We start from the raw sequence: 24,375 nt of genomic DNA, 5'->3' as shown, positions 1-24,375 counted from the left end.
CCGCTCACGTCTGCGTCGGCACCGGGCGCCGCTCGTCCCCGTCGGGGCCGTGCAGCTCCCACTGCCACAGCGCCTCGCACAGCAGGTCCAGGCCCTGCCGGAGGTGGCGACGGTAGGTGCCGTAGGGGAGGCCGAGACGGCGGGCGGCGGCTTCCTGGGTGGGTGCGCCGGAGAAGTACCCCGCGGTCAGGGCGTCGCGGGCGCGCACCCCACGCGGGTCGCGGGCGAGTTCGTCGACGGCCTGGCGCAGCAGGGCGCGCAACTCCTCGACGGGTTCGGTGAGGTCGGCCGTGAGGCGGGCGCGCATCAGCGCACAGGCGGAGAAGGCTCCCGTATCCCGCCAGTGCGCCAGGGCTTCGCGTACGGCCTGGTCGAACGTGCTGCGGGAGATGCCCGGAGGGCCTGACCGGGCGGGCACCTCGGTGGCCGAAATGAAGCGATGGAGCCACGATTCGACGGTCTCCTGGCGCCAGTCGACGCAGAACAGACCGTAGGTGTGCTCGCCGACCAGCGGCCGTGCACCGGTGTCCATGAGGGAGCCCTTGACGCGTACGGCCCAGGCGTCGGCGTCCTGGAAGACGGCGAAGCCGTACGCGCGTCCGCGGGCACGGGCCGCTTCCGCCTGGGCCCGGGAACTGCTCAGGTCGATGACGCGCGAGGGGACCTGGTACCGCTCGGGGTAGACCGAGAAACGGCTGATGCCGATGTGCTCGCCGGGGCCGACGGGCGCGGTGGCCTCGGTGTGCGCCCAGGCCGCCGCGACGACGGGATCGGCGGCCAGGTCCTGGGGGTCGGGCGGGGCCGGCAGGACGAGCCGGGTCGTGAACGCCACGGTCCGGCCCGTGCTCACGAGACGGTAGACGCTGAACGCCTGCGGCTGGCGCCGCGCCCAGTGGCGGACGATGTCCGCCGAGGCGGGACCCTCGGTCTCCTCGGCCATGCGGAGGACGACATCGATGTCACCGGGGTGCAGCGGGCGGTCGTGGACCTCGTCCTCGCGGGACCAGGTACGCACCCGCGCCAGGGTCTCCATCTCCTTGAAGAGGTAGAAGAGTTCGTCGGTGACGGTCCACACACGCTCCTCGGGTGCCTCGCGCAGGAGGCGCAGGTACTCGTCCGCCAGTCGCTGGCGCATCGTGACGAAGGCATGGGGCGCCCGCCAGCGCAGGTCGGCGGCCAGCGTCTCGCGTGCGGCGTCGTGCGGGTGGAGGCCCCGGTGCGCCGACTCCATGAAGGGCAGGTCGCGGAGCCAGGAGAAGAGCACGTGGGCGTCTTCCTCGGGCAGGACCGAGGACAGCAGTTCCTCTGACGTGGAGTGGGCCTGCGCCGCCACCTCCAGGGCCCGGCGGTGGGCCGCCGTGGGCACCTCGCCGATCAGCCCGGCCAGCAGCGTGCGCAGGACATCGGCGGAGGGGGCCCAGGTCTCCTCCGTGCTCCAGCCTGCCGACCCCGAGCCGGCGGCGGCCGCCAGGGACAGAGCCAGCGGGTTGCCGCCGGCGAAGCGGAGCACCCGCTCACGCAGCTCGGGACGGAGCTCCGCCGCGGCCAGCAGACTGCGGGCCTGGTCCTCGGCGAACGGCTTCAGTTCGGTGACGTGCAGGACCCCCGCCCACGCGGGATCGGCACTCCACTGCGCCTGCGGCGGGAGACGCCCGGCCAGAACGGCCAGGGCGCCGTCCGCGGCGCGGGGAAGGAAGTGCTGCCACAGCCAGCTCTCGAGCCACTGGCAGTGCTCGAAGGAGTCGACGATCAGGACCGTGCCGGGGACGTCCAGAAAGGGGGCGGCGGCGCGCTCGAAGTCGGCGGGGTCACGGCTGACGAAACGTCCGTCGAGTTCTACGGACGACCGGCCCGCCGTACGGGCCCGGTCCGCCAGACGCCGCACCAGAGTCGACTTGCCGATGCCGCCCGGCCCGTACGCGTAGAACACGAGGGGGGCGTGGGGATCGCCGGTCAACGCCTGTGCGAAGCGGTCGAGTTCCTCTTCCCGGCCGATGAAGGCGCGCCCTCGCGCGCTGCTCAGTCTTTCCCCGACGGACCCCATGACGGCTCCCCACCTCGTTTTCGGTCTTCCGGTGTTTCCGTGTTCCGGGTGTTCGTGTGCTTTCCCCGCGGAGGTACGAAGGCCGTTCGCTACGAAGGCCGTTCCACGCCGCCGTACCTCCCTGGGGTCCTGACAGAAGCCTTGCCCCGTAGGTCAGTCGACGCGGCCCAGATTCTCGTCGTCGGGGTGGCCGGTGAGCAGGAGAGTCGTTTCCTCGACGCGTCGGAAACGCCCGTCGGGGCCCAGCTCGGCGAACAGGTACACCTCGGTGCGGGAGGTGCGGCCGTTCTCCTGGGTGAGGGTGACGGTGTGGCGGTCGGCGTAGCGCAGTCCGTCGCGGAACTCGTCCTGGACCTCGATGTGACCGCTGCGGACCAGGGAACGCAGACGGGTCATGTGCTGGGTGAAGGCGGCTCGGTCGCTCCACACGCCGTCGGTGCGCTGACGGTAGTCGGGGGTGAAGTGCCGGTCGATGGCTTCGGCGAGGTCGAGACCCGGGGTGAACAGCAGGTCGTTGATGGCTCTGGTGATGTCGGTCGGCGTCACGGGGGTCTCTTCCTGGAGGGGGGTGGCGGTTCTGTGCGGACCCGGCTTGGGGAGCCGGGGAAGGCCATCACCGGCCGGAGCGCCGGGCACCGGTCCGGGGGCGGTGTGTCACGCGGGGGCGCCTTCGTGGACGGGGGAGAAGTCCAGGGACAGCGATGCGGGGCCGCGGGTGTACAGGCCGGTCTCCCGGTAGACGAACCCGGGGCTGAAGCGGACCCGGTCGAGCAGGGGGAGGAGCATCGCGGCGACGGTCTCGATCTCGGCGCGCGCGAAGGCCGCACCGACGCACTGGTGGAGCCCCGTGCCGAAGGCCAGGTGCTGGGCGGCGGCGGTGAACGAGCGGGCGGTGCCCAGGTCCGGGCGGTGGATGTCGAAGGTGTCCGGGGCACTGAAGGCGTCGGGGTCGCGGTTGGCCGCGCCGATCATGCAGAAGACGGTGGCGCCTGCCGGGACGGTGGTGCCGGCGAACTCGGCGTCCTTCTCCGACGAGCGGGGAATGAGCTGGACCGGCGGGGTGTACCGCAGGGTCTCGGCGATCGCGGCGGGCAGCAGGGCCGGGTCGCTGCGGACCTGGGCCAGCTGCTCGGGGTGGTCGACGAGATGCTTGACGAGCAGGGCGAGGGTCTTGTCGGCAGGCTCGGTGGAGGCCGCAAGGACATTGATGATCAGCGCGGTGACCTCGCGATTGCTCATGCCGATGCCGTCGAACTCTGCGGTGCACAGCGTCGATATGAGGTCGTCGCCCGGGTGACGGCGCCGTTCTTCGATGATCGGGACGAGGTAGGCCTCCAGCTGCTCGGCACAGTCCAGACAGTGCCGGCGGCGCTCCGGGGTGAGGACGATGCTGGTGATGAACTCGGCGACCCCGCTGTGCCAGTCGGCGACCTGCTGCCAGTCCTCCTTGTCCAGGCCGAGGACGTCGAGCGTCACATGGACGGCCAGGGGCTTGCCGAAGTCGTTGACGAGATCCACCCGGCCGCGGGGGAGGAACGGTTCGATGAGCTCGGCGGCGTTGGCGTGGATGGCGCGTATGTGGTCCTGAAGGGCCTGCCCGGTGAAGCCCCGGACGACGATCTTTCGTTTGGCGGTGTGCTCGGCCCCGGTCATCTGAGCGAGGACCGGACCGCGCATCACCGGCTCGGCGCGTACCTGCAGTGTCTCGGTGCTGAACGCCTGATGGTCGGTCAGCACCCGCTTCACGTCGTGGTGGCGGGAGAGGAAGTAGCTGTCGATCGCCGGCTCGTAGTGCACTGGTTGTCGTTCCCTCAGTCCGGCGAAGTACGGGTAGGGGTCGGCGGCGTAATCGTCGGACAGAACACTGAAGCCGGACTCGGCTCTGAGCATGGCAGGAGTTCTCTCGGGGGGAGGAGACGGGGAGGGGGCGGTGTCCGCGCGCCGGGTCGTCGGCCCCGGGGGCGGCGCCGGCGTTCCTGGACCGCGAGGGACCGGCACAAGGCCAGACCGGACGCCCTGACGGCTCCCACCCCCGTGGTCGGACGGACCGGGCACCACGGCCCGGAGGTCCCCCAACGGTCCTTGGGGCGGGCCGGTCGACGGGGCTCCTGGTCAGCGGGCGCCGTCGGCACCGATTCCGCGGAGCCGTCAGTGGTGTTGACGACGGGACGAGCCGTTGCGTTGCCTCCGCACCGCAGGAAGGGCGACGAGCACCAGACTCACGGCGAGTGCGCCGGCGGCGAGGGCGGTCTGCCAGAACGGGCCGCCGGAAGCGAGATTCGCCACCAGATAGCCGGCGAGGATCACGGCGAGTATCGCGTTCTGGATGTCGCCGCGCTGCCACCACCGCGGGCGGGGAGACTCCTCTTCGGAGAGCCGCAGCGCGTACAGCTCCACGGGCCCGAACTCCTCCTCGGGCGCGTGGCCGGTGGCGGCGAGGTGGTCGGCGGCTTCCCTGGTGAGCTCCGCGGCGCGCGCACGGGGCACGGCGTGGCGCTCTTCGAGCAGTTGGAGCAGCCGGCGGAGCCACTCCTCGCGCCCGCCCGTGCTCGGTGTGCCGGTCCTCTGCTGCATCGTTTCTCCTTCAGGGTCTGCGGTGTCTTTGTCCTGCGTGGCCCACCCGAGCAGCGCGAGGCCCAGGAGGCACAGGGCCGGGGCGGGCAGATGGCCGACGGTTTCGCGGGAGAGGGTGGTGAAGGCCGTCGCGCCCAGCACCGTCGCGGCGGCCACGAGCACGCGTCCCGCGGTGCGGAGCCGGGAGCGCGTGGCGGTGGCCGCGAAGTGGCCGCCCGCCAGGGCGACGGCGACGAACGACGAGCCGACCAGCCCGGCAGGGGTCAGGGACAGCGTGAATCCGGCCATGGCCCACAGACCGGCACCCGCCACCAGAGCGGCCGTACCGATCGGGACGAGTGCGGTGCGGATCGTCGCAGCGGGCCGGATGCGGTGACGAAGACGCTCCTCGGGCGGGAGACGCTCGCCGACCACCGTGGCCGCGTACGCCTCCGGTGTGCCGAAGGCTTCCTCGGGGCTCTCGCCGCTGTCCGCGCAGTGCTGTGCGACTTCGTCCAGCACCGTGTCCGCGAGCGTCCTGTCCACCGACTGTGCGGCCAGCGCCAGTCGAACCCGGGCGTTCCACCGGGTCGTCTCATCCGTCATTCCGGCGCCTGCCTGCTCTGGGCGAGGAGTTGTTCCATCGCGTCGGAGAACTGCTTCCAACTGGTGGTCTCTTCACGCAGCCGGTCCCGCCCCGCGTCGGTGAGCCGGTAGACCTTGCGCCCGGGTCCGCCCTCACCGGGCTCCCACCGCGCCTCCACCACACCGTCGGTCTCCAGTCGGCCGAGCACCGGGTACAGGGCGCCGCCGCGGATCGTGCCGAAACCGCGGGCGGCCAACTCCTGTACCAGCGCGTACCCGTGCCGATCGCCGTCGGCGAGCACGGCGGCGAGCGCCAGCGGGAGCACGCCCCGCAGCCAGCCCGACTCCACAGCGGCCATCTGTAGTCAACTCTGCTCTCTACTCCGTGAGTTCGACTAGTTCGTTCTCAGACTAGTGAACCACGGGCCGGTGCCGGAGCAACAGCCGTCCGGAGAAGTCGGCCCCTGACGTGGGGCGGAAAGGCCCGCCCTTACGACAGCCGGGCCTTCGCTGCGGCGTCTGCTCCTGCCACGCCGGCCAGCAGCAGCGCCAGCGCGGCCGCACACACCGGGATCGCGTACCCGTACGCAGCGCCCGCGTGCTCGACCGTCCAGCCCGCCGTGGCCGAGCCGGCCGCGATGCCGCCGAGGATCGCCGTGACGGCGAGCGTCATGCCCTCGTTGAGGCTGCCCTCGGGGGTCATCCGCTGGACCAGGGACATGCCCGTCACCATCGTCGGTGCGGTGGCGGCGCCCGCCAGCAGCAGGGCCGCCGCGAGAACGACGGCCGATCCGGTGCGGGCCGCCAGCAGGGGCAGCACCATCAGGGCGGTCATGGCAGCCAGGCAGACGGCGAGCCGGCCCGGAAGGTTCCCGGCCGCGCGGACCGTTCCGTACAGCAGACCCGCGGCGCACGAACCCGCGGCCTGGAGGCCCAGCAGCAGCCCGGCCCGGGGGCCGTCGAGGACGGCGAGCGTGCTGACCTCCAGGGCGCCGAAGACCATGCCGGTGACCAGGAAGACCGCGAGCAGGGAGGTCATGCCCGGGGCGCGCAGGGGGGATCGCGCACCGGGGGTGCGGTCGGAGACCGGCGGCTCGGTGGAGCGCTGGGCCGCGAAGATCAGGACGCCGGTCAGCAGCAGAACCGCACCGGTCAGGGTGCCCGCCTCCGGGAAGAGGGCCGAGCACAGGAGGGCGGCGAGGGCCGGGCCGAGCATGAAGCAGAGCTCGTCGGCGGCCTGTTCGAAGGAGTTCGCCGTGTGCAGTGCGGCCGCGTTCTCGGGTGTGGGCTCCCGGTGGATGTGGGCCCACCGGGCGCGGGACATGCCGCCGGTGTTGGGAGTGGTGGCGGTGGCGGCGTACGCGGCGAAGAGCGTCCAGTCCGGTGCGTCGAAGCGTATGCACAGCAGGAGGGCGAGGGAGCCGAGCACGGCGAGGGCGGTCGCGGGTACGGCCACGCGGGCCTGCCCGTGGCGGTCCACGAGCCGGGCCGTCCACGGGGCGACGAGCGCGGTGGCCGCCAGACCGGTCGCGGTGACGGCGCCGGCGAGCGCGTAGGAGCCCCGCGATCCGGCGATCATGATGACCGCGCTGACGCTGAACATCCCCATGGGGAGACGGGCGAGGAGATTCCCGGCGGTGAAGGCGCGGGTGCCCGGGGTCGCGAAGAGTCTGGCGTACGGCATGGAACCATCATCGCCGCAGGTCAGAACGGGGTCCAACACCTGTGAGGGGCCGATTGACGCACCGGCGTTGTAAATTCGCCCGGTGCCCATGGACATAGAACCGCGGCTGCTGCGTGCCTTCGCCGCCGTCGCCGAGGAACTGCACTTCACCCGCGCCGCGGCCCGGCTGTACGTCGCCCAGCAGGCGCTGAGCCGCGATGTCAGGCGACTGGAACGGGAGTTGGGGGCCGTGCTGTTCGTACGGAGCACCCGGCGGGTGACACTCACGGCCGACGGCGAACGCCTGCTGCCGTACGCGCGGGCCGTCCTCGCGGCGCACGACGAGCTGAGGGCCGCCTTCGCCGCCGCCGACCGGCCGCTGCTCGTGGACCTCAACAGCGAGGGCATGGTGTCCGGCCGCATCCTGGCGCGGGCGCGTGAACTCGCCCCCGACTGCGAGCTGATGGCCCGCTTCGAGAGCGGGCTGACGGGAGCCGCCGCCGAGATCGTCGCGGGGCGGCTCGACGTCTCCTTCGGGCGCTTCGCCGGACTCGAAGGCCCGGTCCGGGCGCTGCTGTCCCATCGGATCGTCCGGTACGAACCGCTGGGCGTCGTCCTGCCGGACGATCATCCGCTGGCCGCGCGCGAGCAGGTCCCGCTGGACGCACTCGCGGGGGAGACCGTCTACGCCGGTGCGGGCAACCCCCGGACGCTGGAGTGGACGGATCTCGCCCGGCGCCTGTTCGAGGGCCGCGGGATCGCGCTCGCGCCGCCCGCGCCCGTGGCGGTGGGTGTCGAGGAGTTCCGCCGGGTGATGGCGAAGACCCGCAAACCGGTCCTCGCGGTGGTGGACTTCCCGGCCGTGGCCGGCACGGTCATGCGCCCGATCGTCGACCCTGTTCCGCTGTCGCCGCTGTCGATGGTGTGGCGCAGGGGAATGCGCCATCCCGGCGCGGACGCCCTGCATGCGGCGGTCGACGAACTGGGCGCGCGGGAGGGCTGGCTGGAAAGGGAGGCTTCGGAATGGTTGCCGGATTGCGACATCGCGCTCATGTGTGACAACAACTGACAGAAGCCCCCGTTCGGTACCTCGTGTGGGCTACGTTCGTCCCTCCGGATGCGGTGCAACAGAGGGCGCTCGGGGCGGGTGGGGACCCAGGCCGAGTTCATGACATACGTCCGCGCATCCGTATTGAGCCAGTGGGGGATGTGCGCACAGCTGTGGAAAATTGGCAAGAAGATGCTCTTACCGGGCATACGCATGAGCCGAACGACGTCACCGTCCAACTGGACGGACTCGGCCGAAAACTGGGGGAGCCGGCGTCCGAACCGCCCGCCCAGGAAGGCTCGGACGGCCCGGTGTTCGTGGATGAGAGCGGCCGCAGAAGCAAGAAGTTCCGCCGGGCCGGCTGGGTGCTGGCCGCCGTCTGCGCCTGCTACGCCGTCACCCTCGTGACCGCACTCGTCGGCGGCAGCTCCACCGCACCGTGGCTGCCCGGCATCAGCCAGTTCGCGGAGAGCAAGAAGAAGGAGAAGGTGGAGGTCGAGCCCGCTCCCAGCGAATCGGTCTCCGCGGGCGACGCCCCGGGCCACCGTCCCGGAGCCCCGGCGCCCACCGACTCCACCGGCGCCGTACTGCCGCAGCGGCCCTCGGGCACGGCGTCGAGCGGTGCCCCGAAGGGGGTTCCGGTGGTGCCCGGCGCCAAGGCGTCGGTCTCCGCACCCGCCAAACCCTCCGCCGGCGGCGGAGTTCCCGCACCCGGCGGCGGCCCGTCGCCCACCGCATCCCCGGGCGGCGGCGACCCCGTGCCCGAGCCGGTGGCCAGCCCGGTGGACCCCTCGCCCTCTCCCTCCGCGCCCACGAGCGCGCCCGTCGAACCCCCCGCGCAAGAAGGCGCTCGTTAGGGCCTCTCGTTGGGATCTTGCCGGGGCTCGCGTGCCCTGGCACGCACTCCCCCGTAGCCCTTCGGGCACGGGCGGTACCCCCACGCCGCGTTGTCGTCAGTCGCCGACGTCCCCCGTGGCCCTTCCGGCACGGGAGGTGCCCCCACCGCGTCGGCTCCTTCCTCCGCCTTGCGATCGCACGCACCAGACCCTCCCCCTACGCCCTGCGGGCGTGGGGGGACCCCCACTCACTGACCCGGCCTGATCCCAACGAAAGACCCTCGATGACCCGTCACGGCAGAGGGGCCCCGCAGCGGCGGAGGCCCCGGTCCGGCGTTCGCCGGCGACTTCCCATGCGCTATCTGCTCCCCGTGGTCTTCCTGATCGCGCTGGCGGCCATGCTGATGCTGCGCGGCTATGTGCACAGCGAGATCCTCGCCGACCACCGCGTGCGGCCACCGGCCCCGTCCGACCAGGTGCCGCAGAAGATCCTCGACGGCGGGCCGGTCATCGACGTACGCGACAAGGCCGACCCCAAGGCCCTGACCGTGCCCGACCGCAAACTGGTGCTCACCTTCGACGACGGTCCGGACCCGGTCTGGACGCCCCGGGTCCTCGACGCCCTGAAGGCGCACGACGCCCACGCCGTCTTCTTCATCACCGGCACCATGGCGTCCCGGTACCCCGACCTCGTCGCGCGGATGGTGCGGGAGGGCCACGAGATCGGGCTGCACACCTTCAACCACCCCGACCTGGCCTTCCAGTCCACCGACCGGATCGACTGGGAGCTCTCCCAGAACCAGCTCGCGCTCGCCGGAGCGGCAGGCATCCGCACCTCCCTGTTCCGGCCGCCCTACTCCTCCTCGTCCGAGGCCCTCGACAACAAGTCCTGGCCGGTCGCCCAGTACATCGGCAGCCACGGCTACATCACCGTCTTCAACAACACCGACTCCGAGGACTGGAAGCGCCCCGGCGCCCAGGCCATCCTCGACCGGGCCACGCCCTCGGGCACCAAGGGCTCGATCGTGCTGATGCACGACTCCGGCGGCGAACGCTCGCAGACCGTCGCCGCGCTCCAACGGCTGCTGCCGCAGATGAAGGCCAGGGGTTACACCTTCGCCAACCTCACCGAGGCGCTCGGCGCACCCAGCGCCCACACCCCGGTCACCGGCACCGACCTGTGGAAGGGCAAGGCGTTCGTCGCCGCGGTCGCCGTCTCGGAGAACACCACCGGCGTCCTGGTCGCCGGGCTCGCCGTCATCGGCGTCCTGGTGCTCGCCCGGTTCGGCCTGATGCTCCTTCTCTCGTTCGCGCACGCCCGGAAGGTGCGCCGCCGCACCTTCCGCTGGGGCCCACCGGTCACCGAACCGGTGTCGGTGCTGGTCCCCGCGTACAACGAGAAGGAGTGCATCGAGAACACCGTCCGCTCCCTGATGGCGAGCGACCATCCCATCGAGGTCGTCGTCATCGACGACGGGTCCGCGGACGGCACGGCCGATCTCGTCGACGCGATGGGGCTGCCCAATGTGCACGTCGTCCGCCAGGTCAACTCCGGCAAGCCGGAAGCCCTCAACAACGGCATCCGGCACGCCCGTCACGACCTCATCGTGATGATGGACGGCGACACCGTCTTCGAGCCCTCCACCGTCCGCGAACTGGTGCAGCCCTTCGGCGACCGGCGCGTCGGCGCCGTCGCCGGCAACGCCAAGGTCGGCAACCGCGACACCCTCATCGGCGCCTGGCAGCACATCGAGTACGTGATGGGCTTCAACCTCGACCGCCGTATGTACGACGTGCTGCGCTGCATGCCCACCATCCCCGGCGCGGTCGGCGCCTTCCGCCGCGAGGCGCTGGAGCGCGTCGGCGGTATGAGCGAGGACACCCTCGCCGAGGACACCGACATCACCATGGCCATGCACCGCGACGGCTGGCATGTCGTCTACGCGGAGAAGGCCCGCGCCTGGACCGAGGCGCCGGAGAGCGTGCAGCAGCTGTGGTCGCAGCGCTACCGCTGGTCGTACGGGACCATGCAGGCGATCTGGAAGCACCGTCGGGCCCTCGTCGAACGCGGCCCGTCCGGCCGCTTCGGCCGGGTCGGACTGCCCCTGGTCTCCCTCTTCATGGTGCTCGCACCGCTGCTGGCCCCGCTGATCGACGTCTTCCTGCTCTACGGACTCGTCTTCGGGCCCACGCTGAAGACGATCGCCGCGTGGCTCGGCGTCCTCGCCGTGCAGGTCGTCTGCGCCGCCTACGCGTTCCGGCTCGACGGCGAGAAGATGATCCATCTGATCTCGCTGCCCCTCCAGCAACTGCTCTACCGCCAGCTGATGTACGTCGTGCTGCTCCAGTCCTGGATCACGGCCCTGACCGGCGGCCGGCTGCGCTGGCAGAAGCTGCGGCGCACCGGAACGGTCGAGGCGCCCGGCGCCGTACCCGCTCCGCGGCGCAGCGACGAGAACCGGAGGCCGGTCGGATGACCCCCTCCCTCACCGGGACGACGCCCGCGCACGCCGCTGCGCCGACCGAGGCCCCGCCCGCCGGCCGGGACCGCTACTTCGACCTGCTGCGCGCGCTCGCCCTCTTCCGCGTCGTGCTCTACCACCTGGTGGGCTGGGCCTGGCTGCCGCTGCTCTTCCCCTCCATGGGGGTGATGTTCGCGCTCGCGGGCGCGCTGATGGCCCGCTCGCTGGAGCGTCCCGCCCTCCAGGTGATCCGCAGCCGGGTACGCCGTCTGCTGCCTCCGGTGTGGGTCCTCGGCGCGGTCTGCGGCACCCTCATGGTGGTCAACGGCTGGCGGCCCGGGCCGTCCGCGGTGTTCTGGATCCTGCCGCTGAGCGACCCGCCGTTCCTGGCCGCCGAATGGGCCGCGGACATGGCCGAGCCGCTCTGGTACCTGCGCGCCTATCTGTGGTTCGTCCTGCTGTCGCCCCTGCTCCTGCGGCTGCTGCGGCGGTTTCCCTGGCCGGCGCTCCTCGCGCCCGTGGCCCTCTCGGTCCTGCTGAGCGTCGGACAGCTCTCGCTGCCCACACGGATCGACTCGGCGGTCACCGACTTCAGCACCTTCGGCGCCTGCTGGATGCTCGGCATGGCGCACCAGGAGGGACGTCTCGCCCGGCTGCCGCGCTATGTCGTCCCCTCCCTCGCCCCGGTGCTCCTCATGCCGGCCGGCCTGTGGTGGGCCACCCGCCACGGCCTCGGCGAGCCGGGGGTGGAGCTGGACGGCATCCCGACCGCACAGGCCCTCTGGTCGCTCGGCGCGGTCCTGCTGCTGCTCCACTTCAGTCCGTCGTGGCAGGAGTGGCCGCGGCGGCTGCGCCGCCTCGACGGGGTGGTCACCCTCCTCAACTCCCGTGCCGTGACCGTCTACCTCTGGCACAACGTGTGCATCCTCGCCGCGGCGACGCTGTGGGACCGCATGTGGTCGCTCGACGCGCTGAGCGAGGGAGCGCCGTGGCTGCTGGAGAGCTGGGTGCCCGTCCTGCTGCTCGCCTGGGCACTGATCGCGCTGTGCATCCTGCTGTTCGGCCCCGCCGAGGACATCGCGGCCAGACGGCGGCCCCGGCTGTGGCCCGACGGCACCCCGCAGCGCAAGCGCGGCTCACACACGCGCTGACCGCCGGGTGAGAGCAAGGTTGCGCACCGGTCACCTGCTGCCATCGGGGCCGAAACGCGCCGTGCCTAGCGTCGCCTCCACGACCCGATACCCGTGGAGGCGCGTCATGGCAGGCCGGTGGATCGAACAGTGGGACCCGGAGGACGAGACCTTCTGGCGTACGACGGGGGAGCGGACCGCCCGGCGGAACCTCGTCTTCTCCGTACTCAGCGAGCACATCGGGTTCTCCATCTGGACCCTGTGGTCGGTGATGGTGCTGTTCATGGGACCGGAGTACGGCGTCGACCCGGCCGGGAAGTTCTTCCTGATCGCCACAGCCACCCTGGTGGGCGCCGTGATCCGGGTTCCGTACACCTTCGCGGTCGCCCGGTTCGGCGGCCGGAACTGGACGGTCTTCAGCGCCCTGATGCTGCTGCTTCCGACCGGTGCCGCGTACGCCGTGATGGAGCCGGGGACCTCGTACGGCACCTTCCTCCTGGTCGCCGCGCTCACCGGCGTCGGCGGCGGCAACTTCGCCTCCTCGATGACGAACATCAACTCCTTCTTCCCGCTGCGGAAGAAGGGCTGGGCCCTCGGCGTCAACGCCGGCGGCGGCAACATCGGCGTGCCGGTGGTGCAGCTCGTCGGGCTGCTCGTCATCGGGACCGCGGGCGCCGCCCATCCGCGTATCGTGCTCGGCGCCTACATCCCGCTGATCGTCGTCGCCGCGGTCTGCGCGGCGCTGTGGATGGACAACCTCGCGCCCGTGAAGAACGACACGGGCGCCGCCAGGGAAGCCGTCCGGGACGGTCACACCTGGATCATGGCGTTCCTCTACGTCGGCACGTTCGGCTCGTTCATCGGCTACAGCTTCGCCTTCGGCCTCGTGCTCCAGACGCAGTTCGGGCGCACCCCGCTCCAGGCCGCCTCCCTCACCTTCATCGGACCGCTGCTCGGCTCGCTCATCCGGCCCGTCGGCGGTGCGCTCGCGGACCGCTTCGGCGGGGCGCGCATCACGCTCGGCAACTTCCTTGCGATGGCGGCGGCCACGGGCGTGGTCGTCACCGCCTCCGTGCAGGAGTCCCTGCCGGTCTTCCTCGTCGGCTTCATCGCCCTGTTCGTGCTCACCGGGCTGGGCAACGGTTCGACGTACAAGATGATCCCCGGCATCTTCCAGGCGAAGGCGCTGGCGAAGGGCATGACGGGCGAGGCGGCCGCCGCCTACGGCCGGCGGCTGTCCGGGGCGTCGATGGGGCTCATCGGCGCCGTGGGCGCGCTCGGCGGCCTCGGTATCAACCTCGCCTTCCGCCAGTCGTTCCAGAGCGCCGGTACGGGCACCGGGGCCTTCGTCGGCTTCCTGCTCTTCTACGCGGTGTGCTCGGTCGTGACCTGGGCGGTATACCTTCGCCGGCCCGCGCCCGCGCCGGTGGCCACCGAGGCGCCCGAGGCGGAGCCGCAGCTCGGATACGCACGGGTCTGAGCCGGACACGTCCGTAACGGCGGGGAAATACCGGCGAACCGAGCCTGTCACGCACCCTTGACAGGCTCGGTCGCCTCATCCGCGCAGGATGGGCGGCAGAGTGGGGACACCGGATGCACGACCAGCAGGAACAGAACGAGCAGCAACAGAACGAGCAGCAGGAGAACGGCCGGCCGCAGACACCGGGCGGGCGCCAGGAACAGCACGACGGGCAGGAACAACGCGATGGGCAGGCACAGCGCGACCGGCAGGCACCGAGCGACCGGCCGCAGCAGGCCCAGAAGCCGCAGCGTTCCGTCCACGGGCCGCTCGCCGGCTTCACCGTCGGTGTCACGGCCGCCCGCCGTGCCGATGAACTCGGCGCGCTGCTGCACCGCCGGGGCGCCACCGTCCTGCACGCTCCCGCACTGCGGATCGTCCCGCTCGCCGACGACGCGGAACTCCTCGCGGCCACCAAGGAGTTGATCGACCACGCCCCCGATGTCGCCGTCGCCACCACCGCCATCGGCTTCCGCGGCTGGGTGGAGGCCGCCGACGGCTGGGGGTACGGCGAGGAGCTGCTGGCCCGTCTGCGGGGCGTCGAACTGCTGGCCCGCGGCCCGAAGGTGAAGGGCGCGATCCGCGCCGCGGGTCTCACCGAGGAGTGGTCACCGGCCTCGGAGTCCATGGCCGAGGTCCTCGACCGGCTCCTCGCCGAAGGAGTCTCCGGCCGCCGGATCGCCCTCCAGCTGCACGGCGAACCGCTGCCCGGGTTCGTCGAGTCACTGCGGGCGGCGGGCGCCGATGTCGTCCTCGTCCCCGTCTACCGGTGGATGCCCCCGGAGGACCTGGCGCCCGTGGACCGGCTGCTGGACGCGGTCGTCGCGCGCTCCCTGGACGCCGTCACCTTCACCAGTGCCCCGGCCGCCGCGTCGCTGCTCTCCCGCGCCGAGACGCGCGGACAGCTCGAACCGCTGCTGCACGCGCTGGAACACGATGTGCTGGCGGCCTGCGTGGGACCGGTCACCGCGCTGCCGCTCCAGGCCCGCGGCATCCCGACCGTCCAGCCCGAGCGCTTCCGGCTCGGCCCGCTGGTGCAGGTGCTGGGCGCCGAACTGCCGTCGCGTGCCCGTACGTTCCCGGTCGCCGGACGCCGGCTGGAGATCCGCGGCCACGCCGTCCTCGTCGACGACGAACTGCGGCCCGTGCCGCCCGCCGGGATGGCCATGCTGCGGGCCCTGTCCCGGCGCCCCGGCTGGGTGGTCTCCCGCGCCGATCTGCTCGGCACCCTGCCCGGCGCGGGCCGGGACGAGCACGCCGTCGAGACCGCCATGGCCCGGCTGCGGACCGCACTCGGCGTGCCCAAGCTGATCCAGACCGTCGTCAAGCGCGGTTACCGGCTCGCGCTGGACCCGGCCGCGGACACCAAGTACGGCGACGTCTGACGCATCAGAGTGCTCGCCCAGCACAGACACCCCAGGGCGGCGGTGTTCAGCACCCCGCGCACGATGTTCCAGGCGACCCACGGGTCCTCGTAGGCGTCCCGCACGGCCGCCGGATCGGCGATCCGTGCCGGATCCCCGGCCGCGACCAGCTCCTCGTTGAGCGGCACGCTCATCATCACGGTCGACAGGAACGCCGCCGAGTACAGCACCAGCGCCGCGAGCACCCAGGGGCGCAGCGGTGACCGCCACTGCTGCCGGCCGGCGATCGCGGTGAGGACGAGCGCACCCAGGAACACCAGGAAGAAGAGGGGGTTCTGGATCACGTCGTCCACGTTCTGCATCACCTCGATGTACGTGCGGTCGTCACTGCGCGCGAGCGCGGGCATCACCGATATCGCGTACGCGAACCAGATGCCCGCCACCAGACCGGTGGTCGCCGTCGCCGCCGCGAGGACCGCCCTGCCGCCGCGGCCTCCTGACCTGTTCTCCGTCGTGTTCTGTGTCATGTGACCAGTTCAGCGCGGGCGGCCAGGACTCTCCATGGGCGAGCGTCGCAGGAGCATGTCCGGGCGTCTACGGTACGCAGGATGAGCGATGACCTACCGCTTCTGCTGCCCGACGGGCCGGACGCCGCCCAGCGCCTCGCGGGACCCGTGGCCCGCGCCCTGGCCCGCAACCGGGCCCATATGCGCCCCTGCGAACCGGACCGCCCCGAGCTGTTCTACACGGCCGAGGGGCAGGCAGTCCGGCTGGCACCCGATCCCACCACCCGGCGCTGGCACTTCCACGCGGGCACCCGGATCGTCGGCGGGCTCACCCTCTCCGGCATCGCTCTCGGCCCGTTCCGCAGTGCGCAGCTCGGCTACTGGATCGACGACGAGTTCACCGGACGCGGGCTCGCCACCCGCGCGGTCGAGGAGGTCTGCCGGGCCGCCCGTGAGGACCTGGGCCTGCACCGGGTGGAGGCGGACACCCTGCTCGACAACGCCGCCTCGCAGCGGGTGCTCGCCAAGTGCGGCTTCGAGCGGATCGGCATGGCCCCGAAGTACCTGCACATCAACGGCGCATGGCGCGACCACCTGCTCTTCCAGCGCATCCTGCACGACGACCCGCCGCCACTCTGACGGAGGCGTGCGGGCGACACGCACGAGGGATTCCTCTCCCGGCATGCAACCCGATCGGTGGGCCGGCGCGTACAAGTGGTGCCGACGTCGCGTCAGCGGCCCGGCCGGCAACGGACGTTGCCGTACGCAACCGGACATGGGAGAAGAACCTGATGGTCGCAGGCATGGTGGGCAGAGGTACGGCGCTGGGCGCCGCCCTGCTGTCCCTCCTCGCAGTCCCCGCACCGACCGCCTTCGCATCACCGGCGGCCCCTGCCGCGGACAGCGTGGCACCGGCAGGCGCGGCGGCCGGCGCCACGACGCTGCCGGCGCCCGATCTGACCGCTCTGCGCGAGGCCCTGCGCTCGGCCCTCGCGAAGGGCGCCCCGGGCGCGATGGCCCGGATCGACGACCACGGCGCGGTCCGCCGTCTGACCGAGGGCGTCGCGGACAAGGCCACCGGCCGGGCGATGAACACCGACGACCGCTTCCGGATCGGGAGCGTCACCAAGACGTTCACCTCGGTGGTCGTGCTCCAGCTCGTCGACGAGGGCCGCCTGGACCTGGACACATCGGTGAACACGTATCTGCCCGGACTGCTGCCGGACGACCGGATCACGGTGCGCCATCTGCTCAGCCACCGCAGCGGGCTGTACGACTACACCGACGAGATGTTCGCCAAGACCGTCCCGGGCTTCGAGGCCGTGCGCAACAAGGTGTTCAGCCACCGTGAGCTGGTGAGGCTGTCGCTGCGGAAGCCGCTCACCGTCGAGCCCGGCACGACCCACGCGTACTCCAACACCAACTTCGTCGTCGCCGGGATGCTGATCGAGAAGGCCACCGGCCGCACGGTGCAGACCGAGTACCGCGACCGGATCATCAAGCCGCTGAAGCTGACGGACACCTTCTACGTCCACCCCGGCACCGCGATCCCCGGCCGCCACATCAAGGGCTACCTCCGGCCCGACGAGGCGGGCGCACCGCTCGTGGACTCGACCCGGCAGACCGCCTCCTGGGCGCAGAGCGCCGGTGCCATGATCTCCAGCACCCACGACCTGAACACCTTCGTCTCCGCCCTGCTGCGCGGGAAGCTGATGTCCCCGGCCCGGCTGGCGCAGATGCAGGAGTGGGTGCCGGTCAACAGCACCCAGGGCTACGGTCTCGGGCTGCGCCGCCGTGATCTGTCCTGCGGTGTCTCCGTCTACGGGCACACGGGCACCGTGCAGGGCTACTACACGTACTCCTTCACCTCGAAGGACGGAAAGCGCACCATCACCTCCGCCGCGAACACGTCCAACACCAGCGATGTGTTGAATGTCATGCCGCTGACGCTGGAGGCCGCCTTCTGCGGCAAGAAGCCCGCCGCGGCGCGCAGCGCGACCCCGGTCGAGCGCCATGAGGACATCGCGCCCTCGCTCGTCCGCGACTGAGGTCCCGGGTGCGGCCGGACGGACCAGAACGAGGGGTTCCGGCCGCACCTCCGGACGGGCACTCTGGTGGGGACACCCGGCGGTGACCCCGAGGCGGTGACAGGCGCATGACCGCAGGCGCGACCGGTACGGCGTCGTACGACTGGCGGTTCGACTCCGGGCGCCTCTGCCTGGACCTGATGGCGACCGCGGAGGCCGAGCCGGGCGAGGGTGAACCGCTGGCCGGAGCAGGCCGGCTCGGGCGCTGGCTGACCGGCGCCGGACTGGTGCCGGCCGGCACGCCGCTCGGTGAGGCGGACGCCCGCTGGGCGGACCGTTTCGTCGAACTGCGCGGCGCACTCAGTCAGTTGGTACGCGCCGAGATCGACGGCCGGTACGCGGAATCCGCCCTGGAGCGGGTGAACGCCCTCGCCGTGGCTGGCGCGCCGCCCGCCCCCCGTGCCGTCCGGCACGCCGACGGCACGCTCGTACGGGCCCTCGGTTCGGCACCCGACTGCGCCTCCCTGCTCGCCGCGATCGCCCGCGACGCCGTGGAGTTGCTGACCGATCCTGCGGCCAGGGCGGGGCTGCGGCAGTGCCAGGGCGAGAGCTGTCGCCGCGTCTATCTGGACACCTCCCGCGGCCGGCGCCGGCGGTGGTGTTCCAGCGAGGTCTGCGGCAACCGCGAACGGGTCGCCCGGCACCGGCGCCGGGCCTCCGTGGCCCGGGCCTGAGACCTCCCGTAACGGCCCGAACCGGACACCTGAAAAGATCTTGAAAGTTTTTCGGCCACTCATTGAGTGATCCTCCTGCGTACCCCGTAGTGAAGGGGGACAAGCAGCCAGCCGAAACAGGGTCTCGACCGGGAGGTTCAGGTGCGCAAGGATGCCGCCGTGGCCGATGACCGTCCGCAGAGGGCACGCCATCGAAGCGATAAGCCACGCACCGACTCCTCAGCACCTGATGAGGAACTCATGCGCGCGCTCTATCGCGAACATGCGGGTCCTCTGCTCGCCTATGTACTGCGCCTCGTTGCCGGCGATCGCCAGCGTGCCGAGGACGTGGTGCAGGAGACGCTCATCCGTGCCTGGAAGAACGCCGGTCAGCTCAACCGAGCAACCGGCTCTGTCCGACCCTGGCTGGTGACGGTCGCACGCCGCATCGTCATCGACGGTCACCGCAGCCGGCAGGCCCGGCCGCAGGAGGTCGATCCGTCGCCGCTGGAGGTCATGCCTGCGGAGGACGAGATCGACAAGGCGTTGTGGCTGATGACGCTCTCTGATGCACTCGATGATTTGACGCCCGCCCACAGGGAAGTTCTTGTCGAGACGTATTTCAAGGGGCGCACGGTCAATGAGGCTGCCGAGACTCTCGGCATACCCAGTGGGACGGTGCGGTCCCGGGTGTTCTACGCACTCCGTTCCATGAAGCTCGCACTGGAGGAAAGGGGGGTCAGGGCATGACCATGCACGAGCAGGAATCCGTCCACGATGCCGTTGGCGCGTATGTGCTCGGCGTGCTCGACGACGCTGACGCCGCCGCCTTCGAGATGCATCTGGCCGGCTGCCAGATCTGCGCCGCCAACCTCGAGGACTTCTCCGGTATGGAGCCCATGCTGGCGATGCTGGCCGAGGCCCCCGCTCCGGGACCGAGCAGCAATGTGGTCAATCTGCCGGGCATGCGGAGCATGCAGCCGCCGGGCTGGATGGACGCCCCGCCCTCGCGGCCCGTTCCCGTCGTACCCGCTCCCCCCAGCCCCAAGGTGCTGAACGGCCTGCTGGACGAGGTCGCCGCCAAGCGGGCGGCCAAGCGCCGGCGCGGGATGTACCTGGTCGCGGCCGCCGCGGCCCTGATCATCGGTGGCCCCGCCGCGGCCGTCGTGGTGACGGCGGACGACACGGGCAGCACCCAGGCCCAGCCGCACTCCACGTCCCCCGCCGAGGACGCCTTCGCCCATATCCAGGACAAGGTCGACCACACGGACGCGACGACCAAGGTCAGCGCCGCGGTCGGCATGGAGAAGAAGGCCTGGGGCACCCACACCGTTCTGGAACTGAAGAACGTCAAAGGGCCGCTCAAGTGCAATCTGATCGCCGTCTCCAAGACCGGCGAGGAGGAGATCGTGACCTCCTGGGCCGTCCCGGAGTGGGGCTACGGCATTCCCGACAGCCCGAACCCGGCCGGCAAGAAGCCGCTGTACGTCCACGGCGGAGCGGCGATGGACAGTAACGACATCGACCACTTCGAGGTCCGTACGTTCGAGGGCAAAAAGCTGGTGGAAGTCGAGGCCTGACAGAAACGCCCCCTTCGCATAGGGTTGACGGCTGCCCAGTGCACGTCAGAAGGGGGCCCTCGGTGGCCGCGCAGGAAGCCGCTGTCGACTCTGTCCGGGACCGGGAAATCGGTGTCGAACAGGAACATCTGGACCAGGTGTACCGCCGCCTCGAGGAGAAGATCCACGAGGCGGAATTCCTGATGCACGACGCCGCGAAACGCGGCCAGGTCGGCACACCGGGTGCTCTCGCCGAGCGGGATGCCCAGGTCTTCCGCGCCGGCATCCACCTCAATCGGCTCAACAACGAGTTCGAGGATTTCCTCTTCGGACGGATCGACCTGCTGCTCGGCAAGGACGGGCAGAAGGGACCCGACGGGGCGTACACCTCGGTGGAACCCGCGGACGACGCGGTGGGAGCCGACAACACCGCCGACATCGCGGAGACCCTGCACATCGGCCGTATCGGCGTCCTCGACTCCGACTACGCGCCCCTGGTCATCGACTGGCGCGCGCCGGCCGCCGCGCCCTTCTACCGCTCGACCCCGGTCGACCCCGGCCGCGTGGTGCGCCGCCGGGTGATCCGCTCCAAGGGCCGCAAGGTCCTCGGGGTCGAGGACGACCTGATGAGACCCGAGCTCACCGCGACACTCGGCGGCGACCGGCTCCCGGTGATCGGCGACGGCGCGCTGATGGCGGCGCTCGGCCAGGCCCGCAGCCACACCATGCGGGACATCGTCGCCTCCATCCAGGCCGAGCAGGACCTGGTGATCCGCGCCCCCGCCGCGTCCGTCACATACGTCGAGGGCGGCCCCGGCACCGGCAAGACCGCCGTGGCGCTGCACCGGGCCGCCTATCTCCTCTACCAGGACCGCCGTCGCTACGCGGGCGGCATCCTGATCGTCTCGCCGACCCCGCTGCTCGTCTCCTACACCGAGGGTGTGCTGCCCTCGCTGGGAGAGGAGGGGCAGGTCGCGATCCGCGCGGTCGGCCATCTGGTCGACGGCGCCGAGGCCACGGCGTACGACGAACCGGCCGTGGCGCGCATCAAGGGCTCGTCCCGGATGCTGAAGGTCCTCCGCAAGGCGGCCAGAGGCGCCCTGGAGCTCTCCGGACCCACCGCACCGCAGAACGGCGACGGCAGCGGGCACCGCAACGGCCAGCTGGCCTTCGGCGAGGAGCCGCAGGACGCGCCGACGGGCCCGCCCTCGCGTCTGCGGGTGGTCGCCTTCAACCGCCGGCTCGAACTCGAGGCCGAGGAACTCGGGCGCATCCGCCACAACGTCCTCGGTGGCACCACACCGGTCAACCTGCTGCGCCCGCGCGCCCGCAGGCTGCTGCTCGACGCCCTGTGGGCGAAGTCCGGGGCCGGCTCCCGCCACACGGACCCCGAGCTCGCCGCGGAGCTGCGGTCCACCTTCGACGAGGACATCACCGGCGAGGAAAGCTTCATCGCCTTCCTGGACGCGTGGTGGCCCGAGCTGACCCCGCGCCGAGTGCTCGTCGCGATGGCGGACGAGCGGCGGCTGGGGCGCTGGGCCCGCCAGGTGCTCAATCCGGGCGAGGTGCGCCGGCTGGCACGCTCGCTGCGCAGGATCGGGCCCGAGGGCCAGGGCCCGCTGTCCGTGCACGACGTGGCGCTGCTCGACGAGCTCCAGACCCTGCTCGGCTCCCCGGCGCGCCCGCGCCGCAGGCGCGAACTCGACCCGCTGGACCAGCTCACCGGTCTGGAGGAGCTGATGCCGCAGCGCGAGGAGACCCAGCGCGAGCGCGCCGAGCGTCTCGCGGCGGAGCGCGAGGAGTACGCCCACGTCATCGTCGACGAGGCGCAGGACCTCACGCCGATGCAGTGGCGGATGGTCGGCCGCCGCGGCCGGCACGCGACCTGGACGATCGTCGGCGACCCGGCCCAGTCGTCCTGGTCGGACCCGGACGAGGCCGCCGAGGCGCGCGACGAGGCGCTGGGCAGCCGTCCGCGCCGGCGTTTCCAGCTCACGGTCAACTACCGCAACCCCGCGGAGATCGCGGAACTCGCCGCCAAGGTGCTGGCGCTCGCCATGCCCGGCATGGAGTCCCCGTCCGCGGTGCGCTCCACGGGCGTCGAGCCGCGCTTCGCGGTCGTCCCGGGCGACGACCTGGCCGGCACCGTCCGGGAGGAGGCGCAGCGCCTGCTGGACCGCGTCGACGGCACGGTCGGTGTGGTGGCGGCCATGAACCGCCGCGCCGAGGTGGCGCGTTGGCTGAAGGGGCTCGGCGAGCGGGTGGTGGCGCTCGGCTCCCTGGAGGCGAAGGGACTGGAGTACGACGCGACCGTGGTGGTCTCCCCGGCGGAGATCGCGGACGAGTCCCCGGCGGGGCTGCGGGTGCTGTACGTCGCGCTGACCCGTGCGACACAGCAGCTCACCGTGGTGTCGGGGCGCCGCGACGACCCGGACGCGGACGGGGTCCCCGACCTGCTGCGGGATTGATCCGCGGTCAACTCGTCGTAGGGGAATCACCTTCGGGGAGTCTTTGTTAGCCTTGTCGTGACACCGGCCCGATCCAAGCCCCCGGGCCCAACCTTCGTCGCTCAGAGCGACCACTTGCCGCGAGGCGAGCATGGCGGGTCGGTGTCACTTACACCACATCGGAAGAGGCCCACGCCCCCTCGGGACGTGGGCCTCTTCTGTTTCCCCTGCATATCTCGTATGGTGGAAAAAGCTTTCCGAAAACTAAACGACCAGTATTACCTGCTACCCGCAGGTAGGTGCGACCATCGGAAGGCGTCGCCGGGCAGTAGCCACGGCCGCATGGCAATGAAGCTAGGGAAAGCAGAGGAACCCGGTCATGGCAACGGCGCCCAGCGTCTCGTACTCGATGACGGTCCGGCTGGAGGTGCCCGCGAGCGGAACCGCGGTCTCCCAGCTGACCACGGCCGTGGAGTCCTCCGGCGGCTCCGTGACCGGCCTGGACGTGACCGCCTCCGGCCACGAGAAGCTGCGGATCGACGTGACGATCGCGGCCAGCTCCACCACGCACGCCGACGAGATCGTCGAGGAACTGCGCGAGATCATCGGTGTCGTCGTCGGCAAGGTCTCCGACCGTACGTTCCTGATGCACCTCGGCGGCAAGATCGAGATGCAGTCCAAGCACCCCATCCGCAACCGTGACGATCTCTCGATGATCTACACGCCGGGTGTGGCGCGGGTCTGCATGGCGATCGCCGAGAACCCCGAGGACGCCCGCCGCCTCACCATCAAGCGCAACTCCGTCGCCGTGGTCACCGACGGCTCCGCCGTCCTCGGCCTCGGCAACATCGGGCCGATGGCCGCGCTGCCCGTCATGGAGGGCAAGGCGGCCCTGTTCAAGCGGTTCGCCGGCATCGACGCCTGGCCGCTGTGCCTGGACACCCAGGACACCGACGAGATCGTCGCGATCGTCAAGGCGATCGCCCCGGGCTTCGCCGGTATCAACCTGGAGGACATCTCCGCGCCCCGCTGCTTCGAGATCGAGGCGCGGCTGCGGGAGGCCCTGGACATCCCCGTCTTCCACGACGACCAGCACGGCACCGCCATCGTGGTGCTGGCCGCGCTGACCAACGCCCTGCGCGTGGTCGGCAAGGAGGTCGGTGACGTACGGGTCGTCATGTCCGGTGCCGGCGCGGCGGGTACGGCCATCCTGAAACTGCTGATCGCGGCGGGTGTGAAGCACGCCGTCGTCGCCGACATCCACGGTGTGGTGCACGCGGAGCGCGAGGACCTCGTGGACGCGGCCCCGGGCTCCGCGCTGCGCTGGATCGCCGACAACACCAACCCCGAGGGTGTCCGCGGCACGCTCAAGCAGGCCACGGTCGGTGCGGACGTCTTCATCGGCGTCTCGGCCCCCAACGTACTCGGCGGCGAGGACGTCGCGGCCATGGCGGACGGCGCCATCGTCTTCGCGCTCGCGAACCCCGACCCCGAGGTCGACCCGGCAATCGCGCGTCAGACGGCGGCGGTTGTGGCCACCGGCCGCTCCGACTTCCCGAACCAGATCAACAACGTCCTGGTGTTCCCGGGCGTCTTCCGCGGTCTGCTGGACGCTCACTCCCGCACCGTCAACACCGAGATGATGCTCGCGGCCGCGACCGCGCTCGCGGACGTCGTCACCGAGGACGAGCTGAACCCGAACTACATCATCCCCTCCGTCTTCAACGACAAGGTCGCGGGGGCGGTCGCCGGTGCGGTGCGCAACGCCGCGAAGGCTGTGGGCGCGACCACCGGCGCGTCGTGAGTCGCGGGGCCCCGGCCGCCGCTCTAGGGTGGCGGACCATAGCCCGGCGGCTCCAGGGAGTCTCCAGCGAGTGGACGGAACGTCACCACGACGAGGCAGTGGCGCTTTTCGTGTG

The 24,375-nt window shown here is 71.4% G+C and carries 20 protein-coding genes; 13 read left to right on the top strand and 7 right to left on the bottom strand.

Going from position 1 to position 24,375, the window contains the following annotated elements:
• Positions 1-4: 4 nt before the first annotated feature.
• From OHA05_RS13720 to OHA05_RS13695, 6 genes are all read right to left on the bottom strand, one after another.
• Positions 5-2,044, bottom strand: a complete 2,040-nt coding sequence (locus OHA05_RS13720) for an AAA family ATPase (RefSeq protein WP_328860726.1) — start codon at positions 2,042-2,044, stop codon at positions 5-7.
• Positions 2,045-2,197: 153 nt separating this feature from the next.
• Positions 2,198-2,590: a nuclear transport factor 2 family protein gene (locus tag OHA05_RS13715; protein WP_313946043.1), complete on the bottom strand. Its 393-nt coding sequence runs from the start codon at positions 2,588-2,590 to the stop codon at positions 2,198-2,200.
• Between the two features lie 108 nt (positions 2,591-2,698).
• Positions 2,699-3,934 (bottom strand): cytochrome P450, cyclodipeptide synthase-associated, encoded by a 1,236-nt coding sequence (locus tag OHA05_RS13710; protein ID WP_328860725.1) that lies wholly within the window; start codon positions 3,932-3,934, stop codon positions 2,699-2,701.
• Between the two features lie 258 nt (positions 3,935-4,192).
• Positions 4,193-5,203 (bottom strand): hypothetical protein, encoded by a 1,011-nt coding sequence (locus OHA05_RS13705; protein ID WP_328860724.1) that lies wholly within the window; start codon positions 5,201-5,203, stop codon positions 4,193-4,195.
• On the bottom strand, positions 5,200-5,541 hold the full coding sequence (locus OHA05_RS13700; protein WP_328860723.1) for a PadR family transcriptional regulator: 342 nt from the start codon (positions 5,539-5,541) through the stop codon (positions 5,200-5,202). Before OHA05_RS13700 ends, OHA05_RS13705 begins: the two co-directional genes overlap by 4 nt.
• A gap of 131 nt (positions 5,542-5,672) precedes the next feature.
• On the bottom strand, positions 5,673-6,866 hold the full coding sequence (locus tag OHA05_RS13695; protein ID WP_328860722.1) for an MFS transporter: 1,194 nt from the start codon (positions 6,864-6,866) through the stop codon (positions 5,673-5,675).
• Positions 6,867-6,954: 88 nt separating this feature from the next.
• Here OHA05_RS13695 and OHA05_RS13690 point away from each other — a divergent pair, with 88 nt between their 5' ends.
• The 6 genes from OHA05_RS13690 (at position 6,955) to OHA05_RS13665 (ending at position 15,225) form a co-directional block, all read left to right on the top strand.
• Positions 6,955-7,914 carry a LysR family transcriptional regulator gene (locus OHA05_RS13690; RefSeq protein WP_328863388.1) on the top strand — a complete coding sequence of 320 codons (960 nt, stop codon included), beginning with the start codon at positions 6,955-6,957 and terminating at the stop codon, positions 7,912-7,914.
• A 290-nt stretch (positions 7,915-8,204) separates the two neighbouring features.
• Positions 8,205-8,750, top strand: a complete 546-nt coding sequence (locus tag OHA05_RS13685; protein WP_328860721.1) for a hypothetical protein — start codon at positions 8,205-8,207, stop codon at positions 8,748-8,750.
• A gap of 332 nt (positions 8,751-9,082) precedes the next feature.
• The gene (locus OHA05_RS13680; protein ID WP_328860720.1) at positions 9,083-11,206 is read left to right on the top strand and encodes a bifunctional polysaccharide deacetylase/glycosyltransferase family 2 protein; all 2,124 of its coding nucleotides are present in this window, start codon (positions 9,083-9,085) and stop codon (positions 11,204-11,206) included.
• Positions 11,203-12,342, top strand: a complete 1,140-nt coding sequence (locus OHA05_RS13675) for an acyltransferase family protein (protein ID WP_328860719.1) — start codon at positions 11,203-11,205, stop codon at positions 12,340-12,342. Before OHA05_RS13680 ends, OHA05_RS13675 begins: the two co-directional genes overlap by 4 nt.
• Positions 12,343-12,448: 106 nt before the next feature.
• Positions 12,449-13,801 (top strand): nitrate/nitrite transporter, encoded by a 1,353-nt coding sequence (locus OHA05_RS13670; protein WP_313946051.1) that lies wholly within the window; start codon positions 12,449-12,451, stop codon positions 13,799-13,801.
• Between the two features lie 113 nt (positions 13,802-13,914).
• Complete coding sequence (locus OHA05_RS13665; protein ID WP_328860718.1) at positions 13,915-15,225, top strand: uroporphyrinogen-III synthase; 1,311 nt, start codon at positions 13,915-13,917, stop codon at positions 15,223-15,225.
• On the opposite strand, the gene OHA05_RS13660 is transcribed toward OHA05_RS13665, so the two are convergent.
• The gene (locus OHA05_RS13660) at positions 15,174-15,731 is read right to left on the bottom strand and encodes an anthrone oxygenase family protein (protein ID WP_313946053.1); all 558 of its coding nucleotides are present in this window, start codon (positions 15,729-15,731) and stop codon (positions 15,174-15,176) included. The two genes, OHA05_RS13665 and OHA05_RS13660, sit on opposite strands and share 52 nt — an antisense overlap.
• A gap of 81 nt (positions 15,732-15,812) precedes the next feature.
• Here OHA05_RS13660 and OHA05_RS13655 point away from each other — a divergent pair, with 81 nt between their 5' ends.
• The 7 genes from OHA05_RS13655 (at position 15,813) to OHA05_RS13625 (ending at position 24,260) form a co-directional block, all read left to right on the top strand.
• A complete protein-coding gene (locus OHA05_RS13655; RefSeq protein ID WP_313946054.1) occupies positions 15,813-16,349 on the top strand; it encodes a GNAT family N-acetyltransferase in 537 nt (178 codons plus the stop codon).
• A 152-nt stretch (positions 16,350-16,501) separates the two neighbouring features.
• The gene (locus tag OHA05_RS13650; RefSeq protein ID WP_443043688.1) at positions 16,502-17,758 is read left to right on the top strand and encodes a serine hydrolase domain-containing protein; all 1,257 of its coding nucleotides are present in this window, start codon (positions 16,502-16,504) and stop codon (positions 17,756-17,758) included.
• 107 nt (positions 17,759-17,865) lie between these two features.
• Positions 17,866-18,471, top strand: coding sequence for a CGNR zinc finger domain-containing protein (locus tag OHA05_RS13645; protein ID WP_328860716.1), 606 nt, complete (start codon positions 17,866-17,868; stop codon positions 18,469-18,471).
• Between the two features lie 141 nt (positions 18,472-18,612).
• Positions 18,613-19,200: a sigma-70 family RNA polymerase sigma factor gene (locus OHA05_RS13640; protein WP_313946057.1), complete on the top strand. Its 588-nt coding sequence runs from the start codon at positions 18,613-18,615 to the stop codon at positions 19,198-19,200.
• Positions 19,197-20,030, top strand: coding sequence for a zf-HC2 domain-containing protein (locus OHA05_RS13635; protein WP_313946058.1), 834 nt, complete (start codon positions 19,197-19,199; stop codon positions 20,028-20,030). Before OHA05_RS13640 ends, OHA05_RS13635 begins: the two co-directional genes overlap by 4 nt.
• Before the next feature lie 62 nt (positions 20,031-20,092).
• Complete coding sequence (locus OHA05_RS13630; protein ID WP_328860715.1) at positions 20,093-22,477, top strand: HelD family protein; 2,385 nt, start codon at positions 20,093-20,095, stop codon at positions 22,475-22,477.
• A gap of 358 nt (positions 22,478-22,835) precedes the next feature.
• Entirely contained in the window at positions 22,836-24,260 is a 1,425-nt protein-coding gene (locus OHA05_RS13625) for an NAD-dependent malic enzyme (RefSeq protein ID WP_313946060.1), read from the top strand.
• Positions 24,261-24,375 lie beyond the last annotated feature (115 nt).

Origin of the sequence: Streptomyces sp. NBC_00306 (assembly GCF_036169555.1) — a bacterium.
In the GTDB taxonomy this organism is placed as follows: domain Bacteria; phylum Actinomycetota; class Actinomycetes; order Streptomycetales; family Streptomycetaceae; genus Streptomyces; species Streptomyces achmelvichensis.
This window is presented reverse-complemented; position numbering and strand designations above follow the sequence as displayed.